Here is a 16,050-nt window from a genome sequence, read left to right as displayed (position 1 = left end):
CCGCCTCCAGCGAGGCCACCAGTCGGGGGACTTCGGACGGCTACTCGTCGAAGCCGTCGCGGGCCTTCTGCAGTTGCTTCTTCAGGTTGGCGATGGCCATGTCCACGCCCTTCTGCGCGACGACGGCGCTGAACATCTGCGCCTTGAAGCGGTCCGTCACGTGCTTCTTGATGTCGTCCAGCGACGCGTTGGGGTTGTTCTTCGTGTACGCCGCCACGTCCGCGTCCAGCTTCTTGGTCAGCGTCTCCGTGGTGGACTTGGAGAAGAACCCCAGGAACGCCTGGTTCTCCAGCACCTTGTCGGTGCCCACCGCGTCCGCGTACTTGGCGCGATCCTCCGACGTCAGCTTGTCCGCCGGCTTCTTGCTGATGTCGTCCATGATGGCCTGCTGCTTGGCGCGCTCGGCCTTCGGGTCCGACGGGGTGGCCTCCGCCTGGCTCGTCTTCGCCGTGGACGTGGGACGGGAACCGCCATTGACAGGAGCGACCATGGATTTCTCCAAAAGGGGTGGGTTGAAGGAATTCTCGTGAGCGCGGCTGGAAAGTTTCGGACAAGCCGACACGACGTGTCCACCGGGCCCGGAAATGAACTGGCCCCGCAGCAGCTCCGAGAGCTGTTGCGAGGCCAGGGTGCAGCAGGCTGCGCTGTGACGACTAGCGCATGTTGCCGATGATGGCGCTCTGCATCGAGTCCAGCTTCTTCATGGACGTCGAGATGAGCTCCACCAGCTTGGCCTCACGCTGCATCTGCTCCTGGGCCTGGAGGAACGGGCGCTGATCCTCGGGGGCCGCCGCGATCATCGCGTTGGAGGCCTTGGAACCGGCCAGGATGCTGCTCGCAGCGGCGTTGAAGTTGGCAGAGATGGTCATGGTCGTTCTCCGTGTGATTAATTCGTGAGTGCTGCGGGGCGAAGTGCAGCGGCGGCTACAAAAAGATTATCGGGGGAGGGGCTCCGAAGTTTCCTGCGAATTATCCGGATCATTTCCGGCTTATTCGCCCGTCCCGGATCCCCTCCGGAAACGGGCTTAACCCTTGAGCTTTCCGAGGCTCGGGTTCTTCATCCAGGCCTTGAAGGACTCCAGCTGCTGCTGCTCCTTCTTGGGGTCGGCGGGGGCCGGAGGGGCGGCGTTGGGGTCCAGGGACAGGCCCCGGCGGCCGGAGCCGCTCTCGAAACCGTCCTTGGCACCGGCCGGGCCTGCCGGGCGCGCGGCGGCGGGCGCCGGGGCGGCTGCGGGCTGGGCCCCCGGGGGCGCGAAGGCGTACTTCTCGGCGAACTCCGGGTTGGCCTCCTTCACGGCGTTCTGGATGGACATGCCGTAGGTGGAGAGGCGCTCCGACAGGTAGCTGACCACCATGCCCAGCGTGGGAGGCACGGGGAGGATGGGGTTCGCCATGAAGCGCTCGAGCGCGCTGGACACGTCGCCGTAGAGCCGCTCGTCGAACGGGGCGCCCGGCGTGGTGGACGACACCAGCATCTTCATGGTGCGGACGACCTGGAGGAAGCTGCCCTCGGCCGTCTTCGACTGCTTCTCCAGCTCCGCCAGCAGCTTCTCGCGCTTCTCAACCAGCGCCGCGGGCTCTGGCGGCAGCGCGCCCATCTTCGCCTTCTGCGTGCTCATCGAATGACTCTCCACCTCTCCACAAAGAGGGTTGGGGTGAGTGAACCCGGGGAGCCTAGCAGACTGTTCCAGGCTCACCTACCCGGCGTCTGGTCGGAGCCGGACGCCGGAGTGTGCCGGACTCAACGCCGGGAGAGCGCCGTCACCATGGCGCCGGCCTTGCGTACCACTGGATCATCCTGGGGCGTCATGGCCGCGGCGCGGCGGAGGTCCTCCAGCGCCTGCTGCTTCTGACCCAGGGCCAGTTTCACCTCGGCGCGGCCCACGTAGACGGACGGGTCCTGCGGGGACAGCTTGGCGGCCACGTCGAAGGCGGCCAGCGCGCCCTGCCCGTTCCCGGCGGCCATCTCCACCACGCCCAGGGCCTTGGCGAAGTAGCCGTCCGTGGGGTTCACGGCGTACAGGCCCTGGAAGAGCGTGCGGGCCTCGTTGATGCGCCCCTGGTAGAAGAAGAAGTACGCCGTCTTGGCGATGGCGTAGAGCTCGTCGTTGGAATAGCCGCGCACCTCGCGCAGCGTGGCCTTGCCGTCCGCCCAACGCTGCAGCCGGGCCGCCAGCTGCGCCTCGTCCTGAGGGTCCTCCGGCATGGCGCTAGTAACCCTCGTCCTTCTGCTCCGCCCACATCCGGCGGATGATCTCCTTGGTCTCCTCGTTCACCTGGTCCACCAGCGTGAGCATGGAGGCCTCCCGGTTGAGCAGGGCCTTGAGGCGCTCCAGCCGGTCCGGCGTCGCGTTGATGCGCGACAGGCCACGTTCCATCAGGTGGCGCGACTCGTCGCTCCCCCGCCCCGCCACGCTGGCCAGGTGGGGCCGGTCGCTGAAGCCCTCCAGGTCCGCCTCGTGTCCGCCGGGGTGCGGCGGCAGGGGCAGGCGGAGCTCCTCCGAGGAGTGCGCCGGACCGATGAAGTCCAGCAGCGCCGCCGAGGCGAGCGCCGGGTTCTTGGGGTTGCCCGTCTTGCGCAGCTTCTTTCGGTCGACCTGGGACGGGTCGACCAGCCGCTCACGGACGCTACGGGGTCCCCCCCAGGGCCACTGCGGTCCACCAGGAGGCTGATTGTTGATTCTGGCCATCGTCGATTCCGGAGCACACCCCAGACAGGGGGGGGTCGTCCAGCCCCCCTCGCCTACCTGCCGCCCGAGGCGGCCTGTTCCTGCTGGAGCTCGTAGATGAAGTTGAGGACCTCGGCCACCGCGTCGTACAGCTCCTCGGGCACCTCCTGGCCCACATCCACCCGGTACAGCGCGTTGGCCAGGGGGATGTTGCGCATCACGGGGATGCCGTGCTCCTTCGCGATGGCGCGAATCTTCTCCGCCTTGAGCCGCAGGCCCTTGGCCACCACGCGCGGCGCGCCGTCCTTCTCCTTGTCGTACTTCAGCGCGATGGCGATTTCGGCGTCGTCACTCATGGGCAGCTCCGCGAAGTCCCGGCGATTGTAGCCTCACCCCACCCCGTCACGCGCGGGCCGCGGGGGTCTGGGGGGCGCCGTTCTTCAACTCGTAGACGAAGTTGAGGACCTCGGCCACCGCGTCGTATAGCTCCTCCGGCACCTCGTGGCCCACCTCCACGCGCAGGAGCGCGTGGGCCAGCGGCACGTTGCGCAGGGTGGGGACCTCCTGCTCGCGGGCGATGCCCTTGATGCGCTCGGCCTTGTGGTCCACGCCCTTGGCGAGCACCCGGGGGGCGCCGTCCTTCTCCCGGTCGTACTTGAGGGCCACGGCCACGTGGTCCGGGTTGGTGACGATGACGTCCGCGTCCCGCACGGCCTCCATCTGCTGTCCCTCCATGATCTCCTGGTGGAACTCCTTGCGCTTGGCCTTGTGGTGCGGGTCGCCCTCGCTCTCCTTGTACTCCTTCTTCACCTCGTCCTTGGACATCATCATGTCCTTCATGAAGGACTTGCGCTGCCACCAGACGTCGAAGATGGCGAAGATGACGAAGAGCAGCGCCACGCGCGCGGCCACGCGCGTCACCAGCTCCCCCATGATGACCATGATGGTGTGCGTGTCCTGGCGCACCGTCTCCAGCACCATGGGCATCGCGTCGCGCACCACGCCGTAGACGACGTAGGCGGTGACGGAGATCTTGATGAGGTTCTTGAGCAGCTCCACCAGCGACTTCTTGCTGAACATGTTCTTCAACCCGGCCAGCGGGTTGAGCTTGTCCAGCTTGGGCATCAGCGGGTCCATGGTGAACAGGGAGCCCACCTGCAGGAACTCCATCAGCCCGCCAATCACCGCGCCGCCCAGGAGCACCGGCATCGTCACCAGGAGCAGCGCCCGCACGCCCAGGTAGAGCAGCTGCCCCGTCGCGTCGGACAGGTCCCCGCCCCGGGCCATGTGGTCGAAGCTGAAGAGGAAGAGGCTGGAGATCTCCTTCTCGACGTTGTCCCAGGTCGCCTTCACGGCGGCCAGGCCCACCACGAGCACCGCCACGCCGCTCAGGTCCTTGCTCTTCCAGACCTGACCCTTCTTGCGAGAGTCGTCGAGCTTCTTCTGCGACGGTTCCTCTGTCTTGTCTCCACTCTCGTCGGACATGGCGCGCTGTTTTCCGTGGGCGCTAGGCCAGCAGCCGAAGGGCGTCGTGCAGCACCTTCAGCATGTGGGCCAGCTCGTCCTGGATGCGGCCGATCAACGTCCCCAGCACCAAGAAGGTGATGAGCACGCCGACGAGCGGCTTGATGGCCATGGAGATGAAGAACACCTGGATTTGCGGCGCCACGCGGTTGATGGCGCCCAGCGCCACGTCGGTGAGGAACGCGGCCAGCATGGCGGGAGCCGCCAGCGCCAGACTGACGCGCAGCATGTCCGCGAAGACGCGGATGAGCAGGTCGAAGAAGGTCCACGAGCCCTGGGTGAAGCGCGGGAAGCCGTCCAGCGGCACCAGCACGAGGCTCTCCGCCAGGGCGCGGATGACCAGGTGGTGGCCGTCCAGGGTGAGGAAGAGCACCACGGACAGCTGCACCTTCAGGTTGGAGAAGAGCGAGACCTGCTGGCCGAGCTGCGGCACGTAGAGCTGGGCGTTGTTGCTGCCGGACATGGTGTCCGCGAGCGTGCCGGCGATGCGCGCGGCCTCGAACACGCTGTTGACGACGAAGGCCATGGAGAAGCCGATGAAGATCTCCTTCGCCATCAGCGCGATGTACGGCAGCGCGCTCAGGGGGATGGTCGTCACCGAGTGCGCGATGGACGGATACAGCACGATGGCCAGCGTCAGCCCGATGCCCATCTTCATCTCCGTGGGCACCACCTCGCCGCCCAGGAAGGGACTGAAGATGAGCACGGGCATCACCCGGCACATGAGCAGGGCGACCGTGAAGATGGCGGCGGAGAAGTTGGTCCGGGCAGCCAGCTCGGACACGAGTTCCGCGGCGTTCATTTGATGAGGGCGGGGAACCGGTCGAAGACGTGGAACGTGAAGCGCACCAGCTGGCTGCCGATCCACGGGCCCGTCATGGCGAGCACCCCGAAGACGATGATGACCTTGGGGGCGAAGGTGAGCGTCTGCTCCTGAATCTGCGTGGTTGCCTGGAACAGGGAGATCATGAAGCCCACCAACAGGCTCATCAACACCGGGGGGGCCGAGACCACGAGCACCAGGAACAGCGCTTCCTGGGTGATGAACGTGAGCTGGTTCATGGGTGCCTTCCTCTTACAGGTAGCCGACGACCAGGCCCTTGGCGATGAGGTACCAGCCGTCCACGAGCACGAACAGGAGCAGCTTGAAGGGCATGGAGATGGTGGTCGGCGACAGCATGTGCATGCCGAGCGCCAGCAGGATGTTGGCCACCACCATGTCGATGACGATGAACGGCACGAAGAGCAGGAAGCCAATCTGGAAGGCCTCCTTCAGTTCGGACACGACGAAGGCGGGGATGATGACCATGAAGTCCTCGCTCTTCACCGAGTCGCGCTCCTCGCCCGTGCGCATCTTCTTGGCCAGGTTGAAGAAGAGCGAGCGGTCCTTCACGGTGACCTTCTTCATCAGCCACGCGCGCAGGGGTTCCTTGGCGCGGTCGGCGCCCTCCAGGAGCGTGCCCACCTTGGCGGAGGAGAAGTTGCCCGCGCCTCCGGTGTCCCAGATGTCCACCTCGGAGGCCCGGTACATCGCGGTGCCCACGGGGGCCATGATGTAGACGGTGAGGATGACGGCCAGTCCCGTGATCACCTGGGTGGGGGGAATCTGCTGGGTGCCGAGCGCCGAGCGGACGATGGAGAGGACGACGGAGATCTTCACGAAGCTCGTCACCATCATCAGCGCGAAGGGCACCAGGCCCATGGCGGCGAGCGCGAGGATGAGGACGAGGGGGCGCGAGGTGAAGGAGTCCGCGCTCACCGCTTCGTTGGCGACGGAGTCGGGGATGCCGCCCGGGCGCTTCTTCTGCGCGAGCGCGATGAAGGGATGCAGCGACACCACGGCCGCGAACAGCCAGGGCGCGACGCGCGGAAGACGAGGGAGGGCGGGTGTCAGGGCGTTCACGGGAAGGGGGCCATCAGGCGCCAGGGGGCTCGGACGACGAGCCACCGGAGCGACGGGAAAGGAGCTTCTGGAGGAAAGGGCTGAGGGGGACCACGTTCGTCTGCGGGCGCTGTGCCCGGATGCGCTCCACGGCTTCCGCATCCAGCTTCGACAGCAACTGCAGGCCCGCCTCGCCGCCGCCCACCAACAGGTATTCGTCCGCGGCCTTCACCACGAAGAGCGCGCGCTTGGGGTCCAGGGTGAGCCGCTCCACCACCGAGACCACCGTCTGCCGCCCCGGGGAGGCGGACTGCAGGCCCATCAGTCGGCGAAGGCCCACGTTCAACGTCAGGTAGATGGACGCCACCACCGCGCCCAGGACCAGCAAGGTGCGCACGAGCATCCAGCCCATGCTCTCCGGCTCCGCCTCCGCGGCTGCTGCGGCGTCGATGGCCGGGTCCTCCCAGACGGGCGCCTCGCCCGCGCCCGCTCGACGCGGCGCCTCGGGGGCCTTCGCGGGGGTGTTCTCGAGGGGCGTGGCGGACGGCGCGGACTCCTCCCCCGTCGCACGCACAACAGCCGGGGTGGGCACGGCCATCGCATCCGTGGCGCGCCCGGAATGCGCGGCAGCGCCGGCGGCGATCGAGGGTGACGTGGGGGCAACCGCAGCACGCGTGCCGCGTCCGGAATCCGCGGCAGCATCGGCTGCCATCGTGGGCGCAGCCGCCGCGCCCGTGCCGCGTCCAGAAGGCGCCTCGGCGCCAGCGGTCAATGTGGTTCCGGTGGATGCAGCCCTCTCTCCCGTGGCGCGCGCGGAAGGCGCCACGGCTCCGGTGGAGGATGACGTCCCGGGGGATGCAGCTGACTCGCCCGTGGACGGAGCGGCGGCCGGCGTGGGTGCCGCCGCGCCACCCGCTGGAGCAACTCGCGGCGTGGCGGCTGGAGGCACGGCGGCGGCGCCCTGCCCTGCCTGTGGCGGCGCCACGGCCTCCCTCGCCACGGCCCCAGTGGGCGCGGAGGGAACAGGCGAGGGGCTCGCCACGGGCGCTTGCGCCCACACGGACGTGGGCGCGAGCAGCAGCGTGACGCCCAGGGTCAGGCGCGAGAGGGGGGTGCGGAGGACTGCCATGGCTGGGGGGCGAGGCTAGTTCAAAGGCCGGAGGACCGCCACGGGCCCCCGTCTGGCAGCCCGCTTGCTTCCAGTCCTCGCGCGGGGCCTCAGCTCGCCAGCGTGGTGACGCGCACGCCGAGCTGGCCTTCCATCTCCACCAGCTCACCGCGGGCCACCACCTTGCCGTTGATGGACAGCTCCACCGGCTCGCCAGGGCCCCGGCTCAGCTCGATGACCTGACCGGCCCGCATGCCCACCACCTGCTCGGCGGTGACCGGGATGCGCGCCAGCTCCACGGCGATCTGCAGCGGCACGTCGCCCAGCAGGTCGCTTCCGTCCGGCTTGTTCACGTCGTCCAAGGGCGCCCCTTCGAGCTCCGGAGGAACGTCCAGCTCCGGGTTGGTGAAATCCTCTTCCTCGTCCCGTCCCCCACCCTCCTCGGTGGCCGAGCGCGGGTTCCCCGACTCCCCGGGGATGATGCCGGTGATGCGCGCTTGATAGCGCCCGTCCTCGACGAAGACCTCGGCCTCGGCGTACCCCGAGCGCCCCGCGCCCAGCCGCAGCTGCGCCGTGCCCGACTCGCCCCGGTCCGGCCGCGCCGACAGCACGTCCACCAGGACCACGTCCTTGACGCGCAGGCTCGCCAGGTCCTGGGTGGTCAGCTCCGCCGTGCCAATCTCCGCCCGCAGCCACCCGCGCACCGCCGACAGCCGCCCCGCGTTCGCCGCCAGGTCCGCCTTCACGCGGGCGCGCCGCTGGGCGCTCTCCACCGCGGGCTCGGCCGCCTCCAGCACCGCCGCCGGCACCACGAACCGCACCATGCCGCCGTGCGGCCCCAGCGTGGCGTTCAGGTGCACCGTCAACATCGGCCCGTCGTCTCCCAGGCGCGCGGACACCTCGTCCACGCCTCGGGCGACACCGTCCAGCCTCGGGCGGGGCACGCCGGCCTGGAGCGCGGGCACCAGCACCCGCAGCGCCTCCAGGATGACGTAGCCCATCACGCCCTCCTCGATGTCCGTCAGGGGCCTCAAGCCCACCGTCTCGCCCGCACCGCCCAACAACAGGTCCACCGCCGTGTGCGCCAGCGCCAGCTCCACCTCGAGCGCCGCCCGCCCCTGCAGCGCCCCCGGGGCCAGCACCGCGAGGAACGTCGGGTCCCCCAGGAAGCGGCGCAGCTCCGCCATGGGTCGCACCTGCACGGACTCCAGCGACAGGCCGACCTCCGCGTCGAAGAGCCCCTTGAGCCGGGCGGACACCCCCGTCAGCGTCCCCTCGTTGGGCGTCAGCCAGCGCAGCCGCTCGGCGAGCTGCCCCTGCGCGCGCGACACCTTCTCCAGCCCCTTGAACGTGAAGGGACGCCAGGCGCTCCGCTCGACCTTCTCCGGCCGGTCGACCTTCTCGGGACGCGGCTCCACCTTCTCCGGCGCGCCGGCCTTCTCGGGAGGAGGACGGACGGGCTTGAGGTTGCGCAGGTCCACGAGCATCGTCCGCTCGTGTACGCCGGGAGACTCGTCCTCCGGCTCCACGCTCATGTCTTCGCCTCGAAGCGGACCGTCTCGAGCTTCAGGCCCCGGCCCCCGAGCGCGGTGCGAAGCCCGTCGCTCTGCTCCTCGAGCATCTTCAGCACGTCACGGTTGGTGCCGCTGAAGGTGGCGGAGATCTTCCCGTTGCGCGCGCTGACCTTGATGGACAGGCCGTTGAGCACGTCTCCGCGCAGGTCAATCTGGAACTCGGCCAGACCCGCGGCGTTCGTCCCCACGCGCACGCGGTCGACGATCTTCTGGGCGATCTCGCTCGCCATGGCGCGCAGCCGCTCGGAGCCCGCGGTGTCCTTGGGCTTGGCCACCGGCACCGGCGCCATCAGCGCGGGGTTGAAGCGGAAGCCCGCCCCCATCTCCGTGCCACCGCCGCCCTTCTTGTCCTCCTTGCCGCCGCCACCGCCACTGCCCTTGCCGCCCGCGTCCGCGTCCGCGCGAATGGCCGCGCCGCGCTCGGAGCTGACCTGCCCCAGGGCCGAGTCGGCCTTGTCCATGTCCTTGTCGCGGCTCTCGGAGGTGCGCTGGGTCTCCTTGGCGTCGGAGGTGCGTGAGCCGGAGCGGGCCTCCGAGGTGTTCGTGTCCGCGCGACGCTGCGTCTGGGCCAGCGTGGTGGCGGGGTTGCCACCCATCTGGGGCGGCTGCTGGAGGTGCTCGCCGAAGGTCTTCCCCTGCTGGGTCGCCTTGGCCAGCACCTGACGGGCCAGCCCTCCCGGCGTCTGCGGCGTCTGGGTGGGCGCCGTCGCCTGGGGCTGCGCCTGCGGCTGCATCAGCTTCTGGAAGGCGGACGTGCCATCCTGGCGCTTCTTGGCCTGGCCCTCGGCGAGCTTCTTCTCCTGCATGATGCGCTCGGCCAGGCGCGCTGCTTCACGGTCGTCGTCGACACGGCTCATGACATCTTTCCCGAGGGATGGGGTGGCGGCAGGTTACTTGCGCTGCCGAGCCAGGAACAAGGCGTTGCCAATCTCCTCCTGGCTCAACTCCTCGCGCTGCTGGCGCTCTTGCTTCACCTGCTTCTGCCAGGTCTCCTTGTGCTTCTCGATGGCCTTGAGCTCCTTGGCCGCCTCGGCCATCTCCCGGCGCCGCTGCTCGACCAGGCGCTCGGCCACCTTCACCGCCTCGCGCTGACGCTCGACCTCCAGCGCCACCTGCGCCTCCTCGTCCTTCAGGCGCTCCTCGAAGCGGCCCATCATGTTCATGCCGTTGATGCCGGCACCCTTGGCCATGATCTCCTTGAGGTAGGCGGCGACCTTCTCCTTGCGCTCGCGCTTGCGCCGCTCCAGCTCGTCCACCAGACGCTGGAGCTCCACCTTCTCGCGCTCCAGGGCCTTGATGGCGTCGGAGAAGGCCTGCTCGGCCTCCTCCTTGGCCCGGGTCCGCATGTCCAGCAGGGTCTGCAACCGGTACGGGGGCATGGTGCCCCCATCCTACCCCGGTTTCCCGGAGGTGCACCCCTGTCCAGTGGGCCAGGGGCGGCCGGGCCCACCCTCCGGGGCGGACCTCACTCCTCGAACAAGGCCACCAGTTGCTCCACCGTCTCCTCGAACCCGGAGTTGGAGTGGGTGTCCTGCTTGAGGAAGTCGATGATGGCGTCGTACTTGTCGATGGCGTAGTCCGTGCGGGGGTCCGTCCCGTACTGGTAGGCGCCCAGCAGGATGAGGTCGCGCTGCTTCTCGTACGTGGCCAGCGTCTCGCGCAGCTTGCCCGCGGCCTTCTTGTGCTCCTTGGAGACGATGCCGCTCATCACACGGCTGAGGCTCGCGAGCACGTCCATGGCGGGCCACTGGTTGCGCTCGCCCAGGGCGCGGTTGAGGATGAAGTGGCCGTCGAGAATACCGCGGACCTCGTCCGCGATGGGCTCCTCCATGTCACCGCCGGCCACGAGGCACGTGTAGATGGCGGTGCACTTGCCCTTCTGCGAGTTGCCCGTGCGCTCCAGGATGCGCGGCAGCATGGAGAACACGCTCGGCGGATAGCCCTGACGCGCCGGGGGCTCTCCCACCGCGAGGCCAATCTCACGCTGGGCACGCGCCAGACGCGTCACCGTGTCGAGCATGAAGAGCACGTTGCCGCCGCGCTCGCGGAAGTACTCGGCGATGGCGGTGGCGACGTACGCGGCGCGCAGACGCACGAGGCTGGGCTGGTCGGACGTGGCGCACACGAGCACGGAGCGCTTCATGCCCTCCTCGCCCATGGCGTCCTCGATGAACTCGCGCACTTCGCGACCACGCTCGCCGATGAGCGCCACGACGCACAGGTCGGCCTGGGTGTTGCGCGCTATCTGTCCCATCAACGTCGACTTGCCGACGCCGGAGCCGGCGAAGAGGCCCACGCGCTGGCCCTCGCCGACGGTGAGCAGTCCGTCGATGCAGCGCACCCCCAGGGGCAGCGGCCGCTCGATGCGCTGACGGGTGAAGGGGTCCGGACAGTCGCGGTCCACGGACCAGTCGATGAGCCCCTCGTCCGGCAACGGACTGCCGTCCATGGGCTCGCCGATGCCGTTGAGCACGCGGCCCAGGAGCGCCTCGCCGCACTTGATGCTCAAGGGCCTGCCAGTGGGCACCACCTCGCTGTCCGGGCCGATGCCGTACAGCTCGCCCAGGGGCATGAGCATGACCTCATCGCCCTGGAAGCCCACGACCTCGGCCTTCACGGCGCCGCGGGCGCGGCTCTTGATGAGCACGAGTTCGCCCACGCGGACGTTGGGGACGCTCGCCTTGATGATGAGGCCGGTCAGCTCGGTGACGCGGCCGCGGACGCGGACCGTCTGGGCGTCCTTGATGAGGTCGAGATAGCGCGAGAGGTCGATGGCCATGGACGTGGGCTCCTTCCCGTCCCGGCTACGCCGGGCCTTCCTTCGGGCCGTTCTGGTCGGGCAAGAGCACGCTCTGGAGCATCTCCAGCTGCGTGGGCAGCTGCGCGTCCACCGTGCCGAACTCCGTCTGGACGATGCAGCCCACCGGGGCCACCTCGGGGTCCTCCTTGATGGCCAGGTCCACCGCGCGGCCGATGAGCTCCATCAGCACCGGCTTCTTCGCGCGCAGCACCGCCGCCGTCTTGGGATGCACCCGCAGCACCATGGACCGCGCGCTGCGCAGGTTGTCGATGGCCGACGCGCACAGCTCCAGCATCAGGTCCGGGTCCTTCTCCAGGCTCCGGCCGATGATCTTCTCGCCGACGCGCAGGCCCAGGGCGATGACGTCCTGCTCGTAGGTGGCGAGAATCTCCCCCGCCTGCATCTTCGCCCGGAGGATGATCTCCGTGGCTTGGGCGAGCCCTTCCTGCCGCCCCTCCTCACGCGTCTTCACGAGGAGCGCCTCACGCTCACGCTGCGCCTCCGCGAGGATGCGCTCCTTCTCACGCTGCGCCTCCTCAAGGATGCCCTGGGCACCCTGGCGCGCCTCGAAGACCTCGGCGTTCATCACCCCCGCGCGCGGAGGCCGCAACACCGGCCGCTCCGACACGACGGACGGCTCGGCCGTCCCGTCTCCCTTGATCACCTTGCCGATCGCCATGCGCCGCTCCTTGCGGGCCGGATGCTAGCGCGTTCCGCCTCGAGGTCCACGCCCGCCCGAGCCCGACGACGAAGAGTCGTCCGTCCCAGACGGTGAACGGGGCCTGCGCTGTACGGAGGTCCCCTCCTGCCCACCCGCAGGCGCTGGCCCCGCTGCGGTGCCAGCCCGCCCGGCCAGCACCCGAGGAGGCCGCTCCGCCCCACCCTCGCGGGGAGGCTCGGGGCGCACCGCGGCGATGCTGACCGACGAGCGCGAGCGGAACACACGCGAGCCCTCCGAGTCCTCCCGAGCCCCAGGGGCCTCCGGGCGCGGACGCACGCGGGAGCCGGCCTCTGGAGGACGCTGGATACGAGAGCCCCCGGCGGCAGGCGCCACTCGCGAGCCATCACCGGCGGGCGCCACACGAGAGCCCCCAGCAGGCCCCACCCGGGAGCCATCACCGGCGGGCGCCACTCGCGAGCCATCACCGGCGGGCGCCACGCGTGAACCCCCAGCGGGCCCCACCCGCGAGCCATCACCGGCGGGCGCCACACGCGAGCCCCCGGCGGGCCCCACACGCGAGCCATCACCAGCAGGCGCCACACGCGCCCCTCCAGCGGGCCCCACACGCGAGCCATCGCCAGCAGGCGCCACTCGGGAGCCTCCGGCGGCCGGTGCCACCCGGGAACCATCGCCCGCGGGCGCCACCCGCGAGCCATCAGCGTCAGGCGCGACACGGGAACGCTCTCGGGCACCGGGAGGCATGGGCTCACCGGCGGCCGCGCTCGAGGCCCGAGGCCCCCCCAGACGCGACGGAGGCGGGCCGATGCGAGCACGCGCCGGGGCCTCGGGCGCGCCCGAGGCGGCACTCGGCGGCGGACGGGGACGCGCCCCACCCTGCCCCAGGCGCGACGGCGGCGGGCCGATGCGAGCACCCTCCGGGTCCACCCGTCCGGGACGAGCGGACCGGGGCTCGACTCCAGACGCGTCCCTGCGGGGCACCGGGGCCGTGGGGTCTCGCCGGCCACCCGCCGACGTCCCATCCCGGCGCTGCACACCCGACGCCTCCGGGGACGCCCCGGGCTCACGGCGAGGCGGAATCCGATGCATCGCCGAGCCGTCCGCGGCCCCGTCCTTGGGACGGCTGACGCGCGAGGCCTCTCGGCTGGACATGGCGCCCGCGTTCCTCGCGGCGCGCTCGGCCATGAAGTCACGCCGGGCCGCGGGCTCCGCGCCAGGGGGACGACGGGGAGCCGGCCCACCCTGCCCGGGCGCTGCCTTGGGCGCACCCGGAGCGGGACGCGCGGCCATGGGCTCGCGAGGAGGAGGACTCGCGGCATCGCGACCGGCGGGGGGCGCGGCATCTCGACCGGCGGGAGGCGCGGCGGGACGTGAAGCCGCGGCAGCCGCGGCGGCCTTGCGTGCACCGGGCGGAGGCGGCAGCACCGCGGACTGACGCGGCGGAGGAGGCGTGGCCAGGCGCACCGGCCGCTCGATGAGCCCGCGCGAGGCGAGCCGCTCCAGGTCCATCACGATGTCCGTGCGTCCACCGTCACCCCGCGCTGGCTGCCGGTTCCGCTCCTCGCGCAGCCACTTCGCGATGAGCCCACCGAACTCGCCCCGGTACTTCTCCACCATGCGCGCGGCGAACTCCGCGGACTGGGCCACGCACGCGCGCACCAGGCGCTGCACGCCCGCGCTGCGGATGGAGCCCGCCGGATTCCTCAACGCGTCGTGCTGCTCCAACTGCGCGCGCGCATCCTCCTCGGGCAGCTTGCGCGGCGCGTTCGCCGCCACGGACTTGGAGGCGAGCAGCTTCAGGTCCGGAGGCAGCGGCTCGAGCAGGGCCTCGCGCTCCGCGTCGGGGAGCCCCGCCAGCGCCGGCCCCAGCACGCGCGCGCCCAACCGGTCGCACACGGTGAACAGCTCGCGCTGCGTGAGCAGCAGCACGTCGGAGAACTTGAAGCCCGCCGACTCCGAGGTGCCCGTCTCGCGCGCCAGCGCCTCCTCGAGCTTCCACCGGACGATGTCCAGCACCTGGGGCCGAACCTCGCGGGTCAGCTTCACCCGGGGCGGCGGAAGGTGGCCGCGCACGGCCTCGGCCAGGGCCGCGGGCAACGCGCGCAGGACAATCTCCACCAGCGCCCCACGCTCGCGCTGCAGCAGCGCCGCCAGCCGCTCCGGCTCCGCGGTCCACAGCTGCCCGCGGCGGTCCTTCACCAGCCGCTTGATCTCCTGGACCAGCGCCGGGATGCGCTTGTCGCGAGGAATCTGGAGGATCTCCTGCGCGCGGTGGCGCAAGAGCTCACCTTCCTCCGTCGGGAGGTGCTCCATCGCGCCCAGGCTCTCCTGCCCGCCGAACGTCACGGCGGTCAGCAGCAGCATGCTCTGGCGCTTGTTGAGCGAGGTGAAGAACGAGTCCAAACGTCACCTCGCGGGCCCCACCGACGCCCGCTGGGAGGGAAGAAGGCGCCCCCTCGAAGGGGGCGCGGAACCGGTCAGGCCTCGGGCGGGCGGACCCGGGGGCGGGGACCCCGCGCCGTGGGGGCGTTGCCGCCACCACCGCGCATGATGGACCACGCCGTCACGCCCATCATCCCGAGGATGAGCGCGAAGGCTCCGGCGATCATCACCTTGAACTGGCTGGCGCTGGAGGCCGTCATGCGCAGACCCAGCACGTCCTGCTGCCGGTTCTCGTCGGTCTTCTCCGCCTTGGGCCCCAGCGCGGGCGTCATCAGCACCGTCACCGCGTCCGGCTTCATCTCCGGCACCGCCGTGGCGACGAACGCCTTCACCGCGTTGACGTCGATGGGCGGCTTGCCCTCGGCGCCAGGCCGGAACTTGATGAACACCGACGCGGACGGCATCGGCTTGTTCTCCGGCTGCGTCAGGTCGTTGTTCTCCGGGACGCTGACAATCGCGCGCGCCTCCAGCACGCCGTCAATCTGATTGAGCGCGTTGGAGACCTCGCCGCCCATCGCCTTGAGGAGCATGGCTCGCTCCTCCGTGGCGGTGGGCACCATGCTTCCCTTGGCGAAGTGGGACAGGCCCTTCTCCACCGGTCGCGGAAGCGAGTTGAGCTTGAGCAGCTCCGCGGCCTCGGCGGCATCGGTCTTCGGTACGGTGATCATGAACCGGACCTCGTTGCCGCCTTCCTCCTTCTCCTTCTTCGCGTTGATGCCGTTCTTGCTGAGCAGGACGTAGATTTCGTTGGCGTCCGCCTCACTCAGGTCGTGCTGGAGCTCGATGTGACAGCCCGTCACGAGCACGAGGGCGAGGAGCGGGGCGACAAACGCTTGCGGTCGGCGAATCATGGGCACGGGGAGCTTACTAGGGCCTCGGAAAACGCGGAAGGGCGCCCCCTCCAACCAGGAGGAGCCGCCCTTCGTCAAGCGCCACCAAGGACGGTGGACGGACTCAGACCTGCGTCTTGACGACGTCCTTGAGACCGGTGGTCGCCTTCTCCACCACCTTGCTCGTCAGGTCCAGCTGCTGCGTGTACTGATACATGGACGCCTGCAGGGAGAGCAGCTCCGCGTTGGAGAACTGCTTGCCGCTGGCGGCCTGGGAGATGATCTTCTCCAGGTTGCCCTGACCCTTCTCCAGGTCACCGAGCACCTGCTCCATCATGTCGGTGGACTTGGCCGTCTTGCCAGTCTCCGTCTTCGCGGCGACGGGCTCGGCCGCCTTCGCGGACACGGGCTGGGCGGCGTTCGCGCTGACCTTGTTCAGGCCCGCCTTCTCCGTCTTGTTGACGGTCTCCACCTGCCGGACCATGTCCGTCTTCTGCGTCGCCTGGGCCTTGTTCACGCCCTGCGCGGCGTCCACCTGACCG

19 protein-coding genes are annotated in these 16,050 nt (G+C 69.9%); all 19 read right to left on the bottom strand.

What is annotated here, in order from left to right; genetic code table 11:
* Nucleotides 1-40 precede the first annotated feature (40 nt).
* Nucleotides 41-490 (bottom strand): hypothetical protein, encoded by a 450-nt coding sequence (locus LXT21_RS17360; protein WP_254039261.1) that lies wholly within the window; start codon nucleotides 488-490, stop codon nucleotides 41-43.
* A 163-nt stretch (nucleotides 491-653) separates the two neighbouring features.
* A complete protein-coding gene (locus LXT21_RS17355; protein WP_254039260.1) occupies nucleotides 654-869 on the bottom strand; it encodes a hypothetical protein in 216 nt (71 codons plus the stop codon).
* Nucleotides 870-1,025: 156 nt separating this feature from the next.
* On the bottom strand, nucleotides 1,026-1,619 hold the full coding sequence (locus LXT21_RS17350) for a hypothetical protein (protein WP_254039259.1): 594 nt from the start codon (nucleotides 1,617-1,619) through the stop codon (nucleotides 1,026-1,028).
* 122 nt (nucleotides 1,620-1,741) lie between these two features.
* On the bottom strand, nucleotides 1,742-2,206 hold the full coding sequence (locus LXT21_RS17345) for a SycD/LcrH family type III secretion system chaperone (RefSeq protein WP_254039258.1): 465 nt from the start codon (nucleotides 2,204-2,206) through the stop codon (nucleotides 1,742-1,744).
* 4 nt (nucleotides 2,207-2,210) lie between these two features.
* Complete coding sequence (locus LXT21_RS17340) at nucleotides 2,211-2,690, bottom strand: hypothetical protein (protein WP_254039257.1); 480 nt, start codon at nucleotides 2,688-2,690, stop codon at nucleotides 2,211-2,213.
* A gap of 53 nt (nucleotides 2,691-2,743) precedes the next feature.
* A complete protein-coding gene (locus LXT21_RS17335; RefSeq protein WP_254039256.1) occupies nucleotides 2,744-3,025 on the bottom strand; it encodes an EscU/YscU/HrcU family type III secretion system export apparatus switch protein in 282 nt (93 codons plus the stop codon).
* 46 nt (nucleotides 3,026-3,071) lie between these two features.
* Nucleotides 3,072-4,154 (bottom strand): type III secretion system export apparatus subunit SctU, encoded by a 1,083-nt coding sequence (gene sctU / locus LXT21_RS17330; RefSeq protein ID WP_254039255.1) that lies wholly within the window; start codon nucleotides 4,152-4,154, stop codon nucleotides 3,072-3,074.
* Nucleotides 4,155-4,176: 22 nt separating this feature from the next.
* Nucleotides 4,177-4,995 (bottom strand): flagellar biosynthetic protein FliR, encoded by an 819-nt coding sequence (locus LXT21_RS17325; protein ID WP_254039254.1) that lies wholly within the window; start codon nucleotides 4,993-4,995, stop codon nucleotides 4,177-4,179.
* A complete protein-coding gene (gene fliQ, locus LXT21_RS17320; protein ID WP_046712711.1) occupies nucleotides 4,992-5,255 on the bottom strand; it encodes a flagellar biosynthesis protein FliQ in 264 nt (87 codons plus the stop codon). The genes LXT21_RS17325 and fliQ overlap by 4 nt, the downstream gene beginning before the upstream one ends.
* A gap of 13 nt (nucleotides 5,256-5,268) precedes the next feature.
* Nucleotides 5,269-6,096 carry a type III secretion system export apparatus subunit SctR gene (sctR, locus tag LXT21_RS17315; protein ID WP_254039253.1) on the bottom strand — a complete coding sequence of 276 codons (828 nt, stop codon included), beginning with the start codon at nucleotides 6,094-6,096 and terminating at the stop codon, nucleotides 5,269-5,271.
* Nucleotides 6,097-6,109: 13 nt separating this feature from the next.
* Nucleotides 6,110-6,673, bottom strand: coding sequence for a FliO/MopB family protein (locus LXT21_RS17310; RefSeq protein WP_254039252.1), 564 nt, complete (start codon nucleotides 6,671-6,673; stop codon nucleotides 6,110-6,112).
* Between the two features lie 620 nt (nucleotides 6,674-7,293).
* Nucleotides 7,294-8,718, bottom strand: coding sequence for a type III secretion system cytoplasmic ring protein SctQ (sctQ, locus tag LXT21_RS17305; protein WP_254039251.1), 1,425 nt, complete (start codon nucleotides 8,716-8,718; stop codon nucleotides 7,294-7,296).
* Nucleotides 8,715-9,614: a flagellar hook-length control protein FliK gene (locus tag LXT21_RS17300; RefSeq protein ID WP_254039250.1), complete on the bottom strand. Its 900-nt coding sequence runs from the start codon at nucleotides 9,612-9,614 to the stop codon at nucleotides 8,715-8,717. Before LXT21_RS17300 ends, sctQ begins: the two co-directional genes overlap by 4 nt.
* Before the next feature lie 33 nt (nucleotides 9,615-9,647).
* Nucleotides 9,648-10,136: a flagellar assembly protein FliH gene (locus tag LXT21_RS17295; RefSeq protein WP_254039249.1), complete on the bottom strand. Its 489-nt coding sequence runs from the start codon at nucleotides 10,134-10,136 to the stop codon at nucleotides 9,648-9,650.
* Nucleotides 10,137-10,222: 86 nt separating this feature from the next.
* Entirely contained in the window at nucleotides 10,223-11,536 is a 1,314-nt protein-coding gene (sctN, locus tag LXT21_RS17290) for a type III secretion system ATPase SctN (protein WP_254039248.1), read from the bottom strand.
* Between the two features lie 25 nt (nucleotides 11,537-11,561).
* Nucleotides 11,562-12,236: a FliH/SctL family protein gene (locus LXT21_RS17285; protein WP_046712704.1), complete on the bottom strand. Its 675-nt coding sequence runs from the start codon at nucleotides 12,234-12,236 to the stop codon at nucleotides 11,562-11,564.
* A 24-nt stretch (nucleotides 12,237-12,260) separates the two neighbouring features.
* Nucleotides 12,261-14,639, bottom strand: coding sequence for a hypothetical protein (locus tag LXT21_RS17280; RefSeq protein ID WP_254039247.1), 2,379 nt, complete (start codon nucleotides 14,637-14,639; stop codon nucleotides 12,261-12,263).
* 74 nt (nucleotides 14,640-14,713) lie between these two features.
* Nucleotides 14,714-15,529, bottom strand: coding sequence for a type III secretion protein (locus LXT21_RS17275; protein ID WP_254039246.1), 816 nt, complete (start codon nucleotides 15,527-15,529; stop codon nucleotides 14,714-14,716).
* Nucleotides 15,530-15,632: 103 nt separating this feature from the next.
* The gene (locus LXT21_RS17270; protein ID WP_254039245.1) at nucleotides 15,633-16,025 is read right to left on the bottom strand and encodes an ATP-dependent helicase HrpB; all 393 of its coding nucleotides are present in this window, start codon (nucleotides 16,023-16,025) and stop codon (nucleotides 15,633-15,635) included.
* Nucleotides 16,026-16,050 lie beyond the last annotated feature (25 nt).

The organism is Myxococcus guangdongensis (genome assembly GCF_024198255.1).
Taxonomy (GTDB): Bacteria; Myxococcota; Myxococcia; order Myxococcales; family Myxococcaceae; genus Myxococcus; species Myxococcus guangdongensis.
This window is presented reverse-complemented; position numbering and strand designations above follow the sequence as displayed.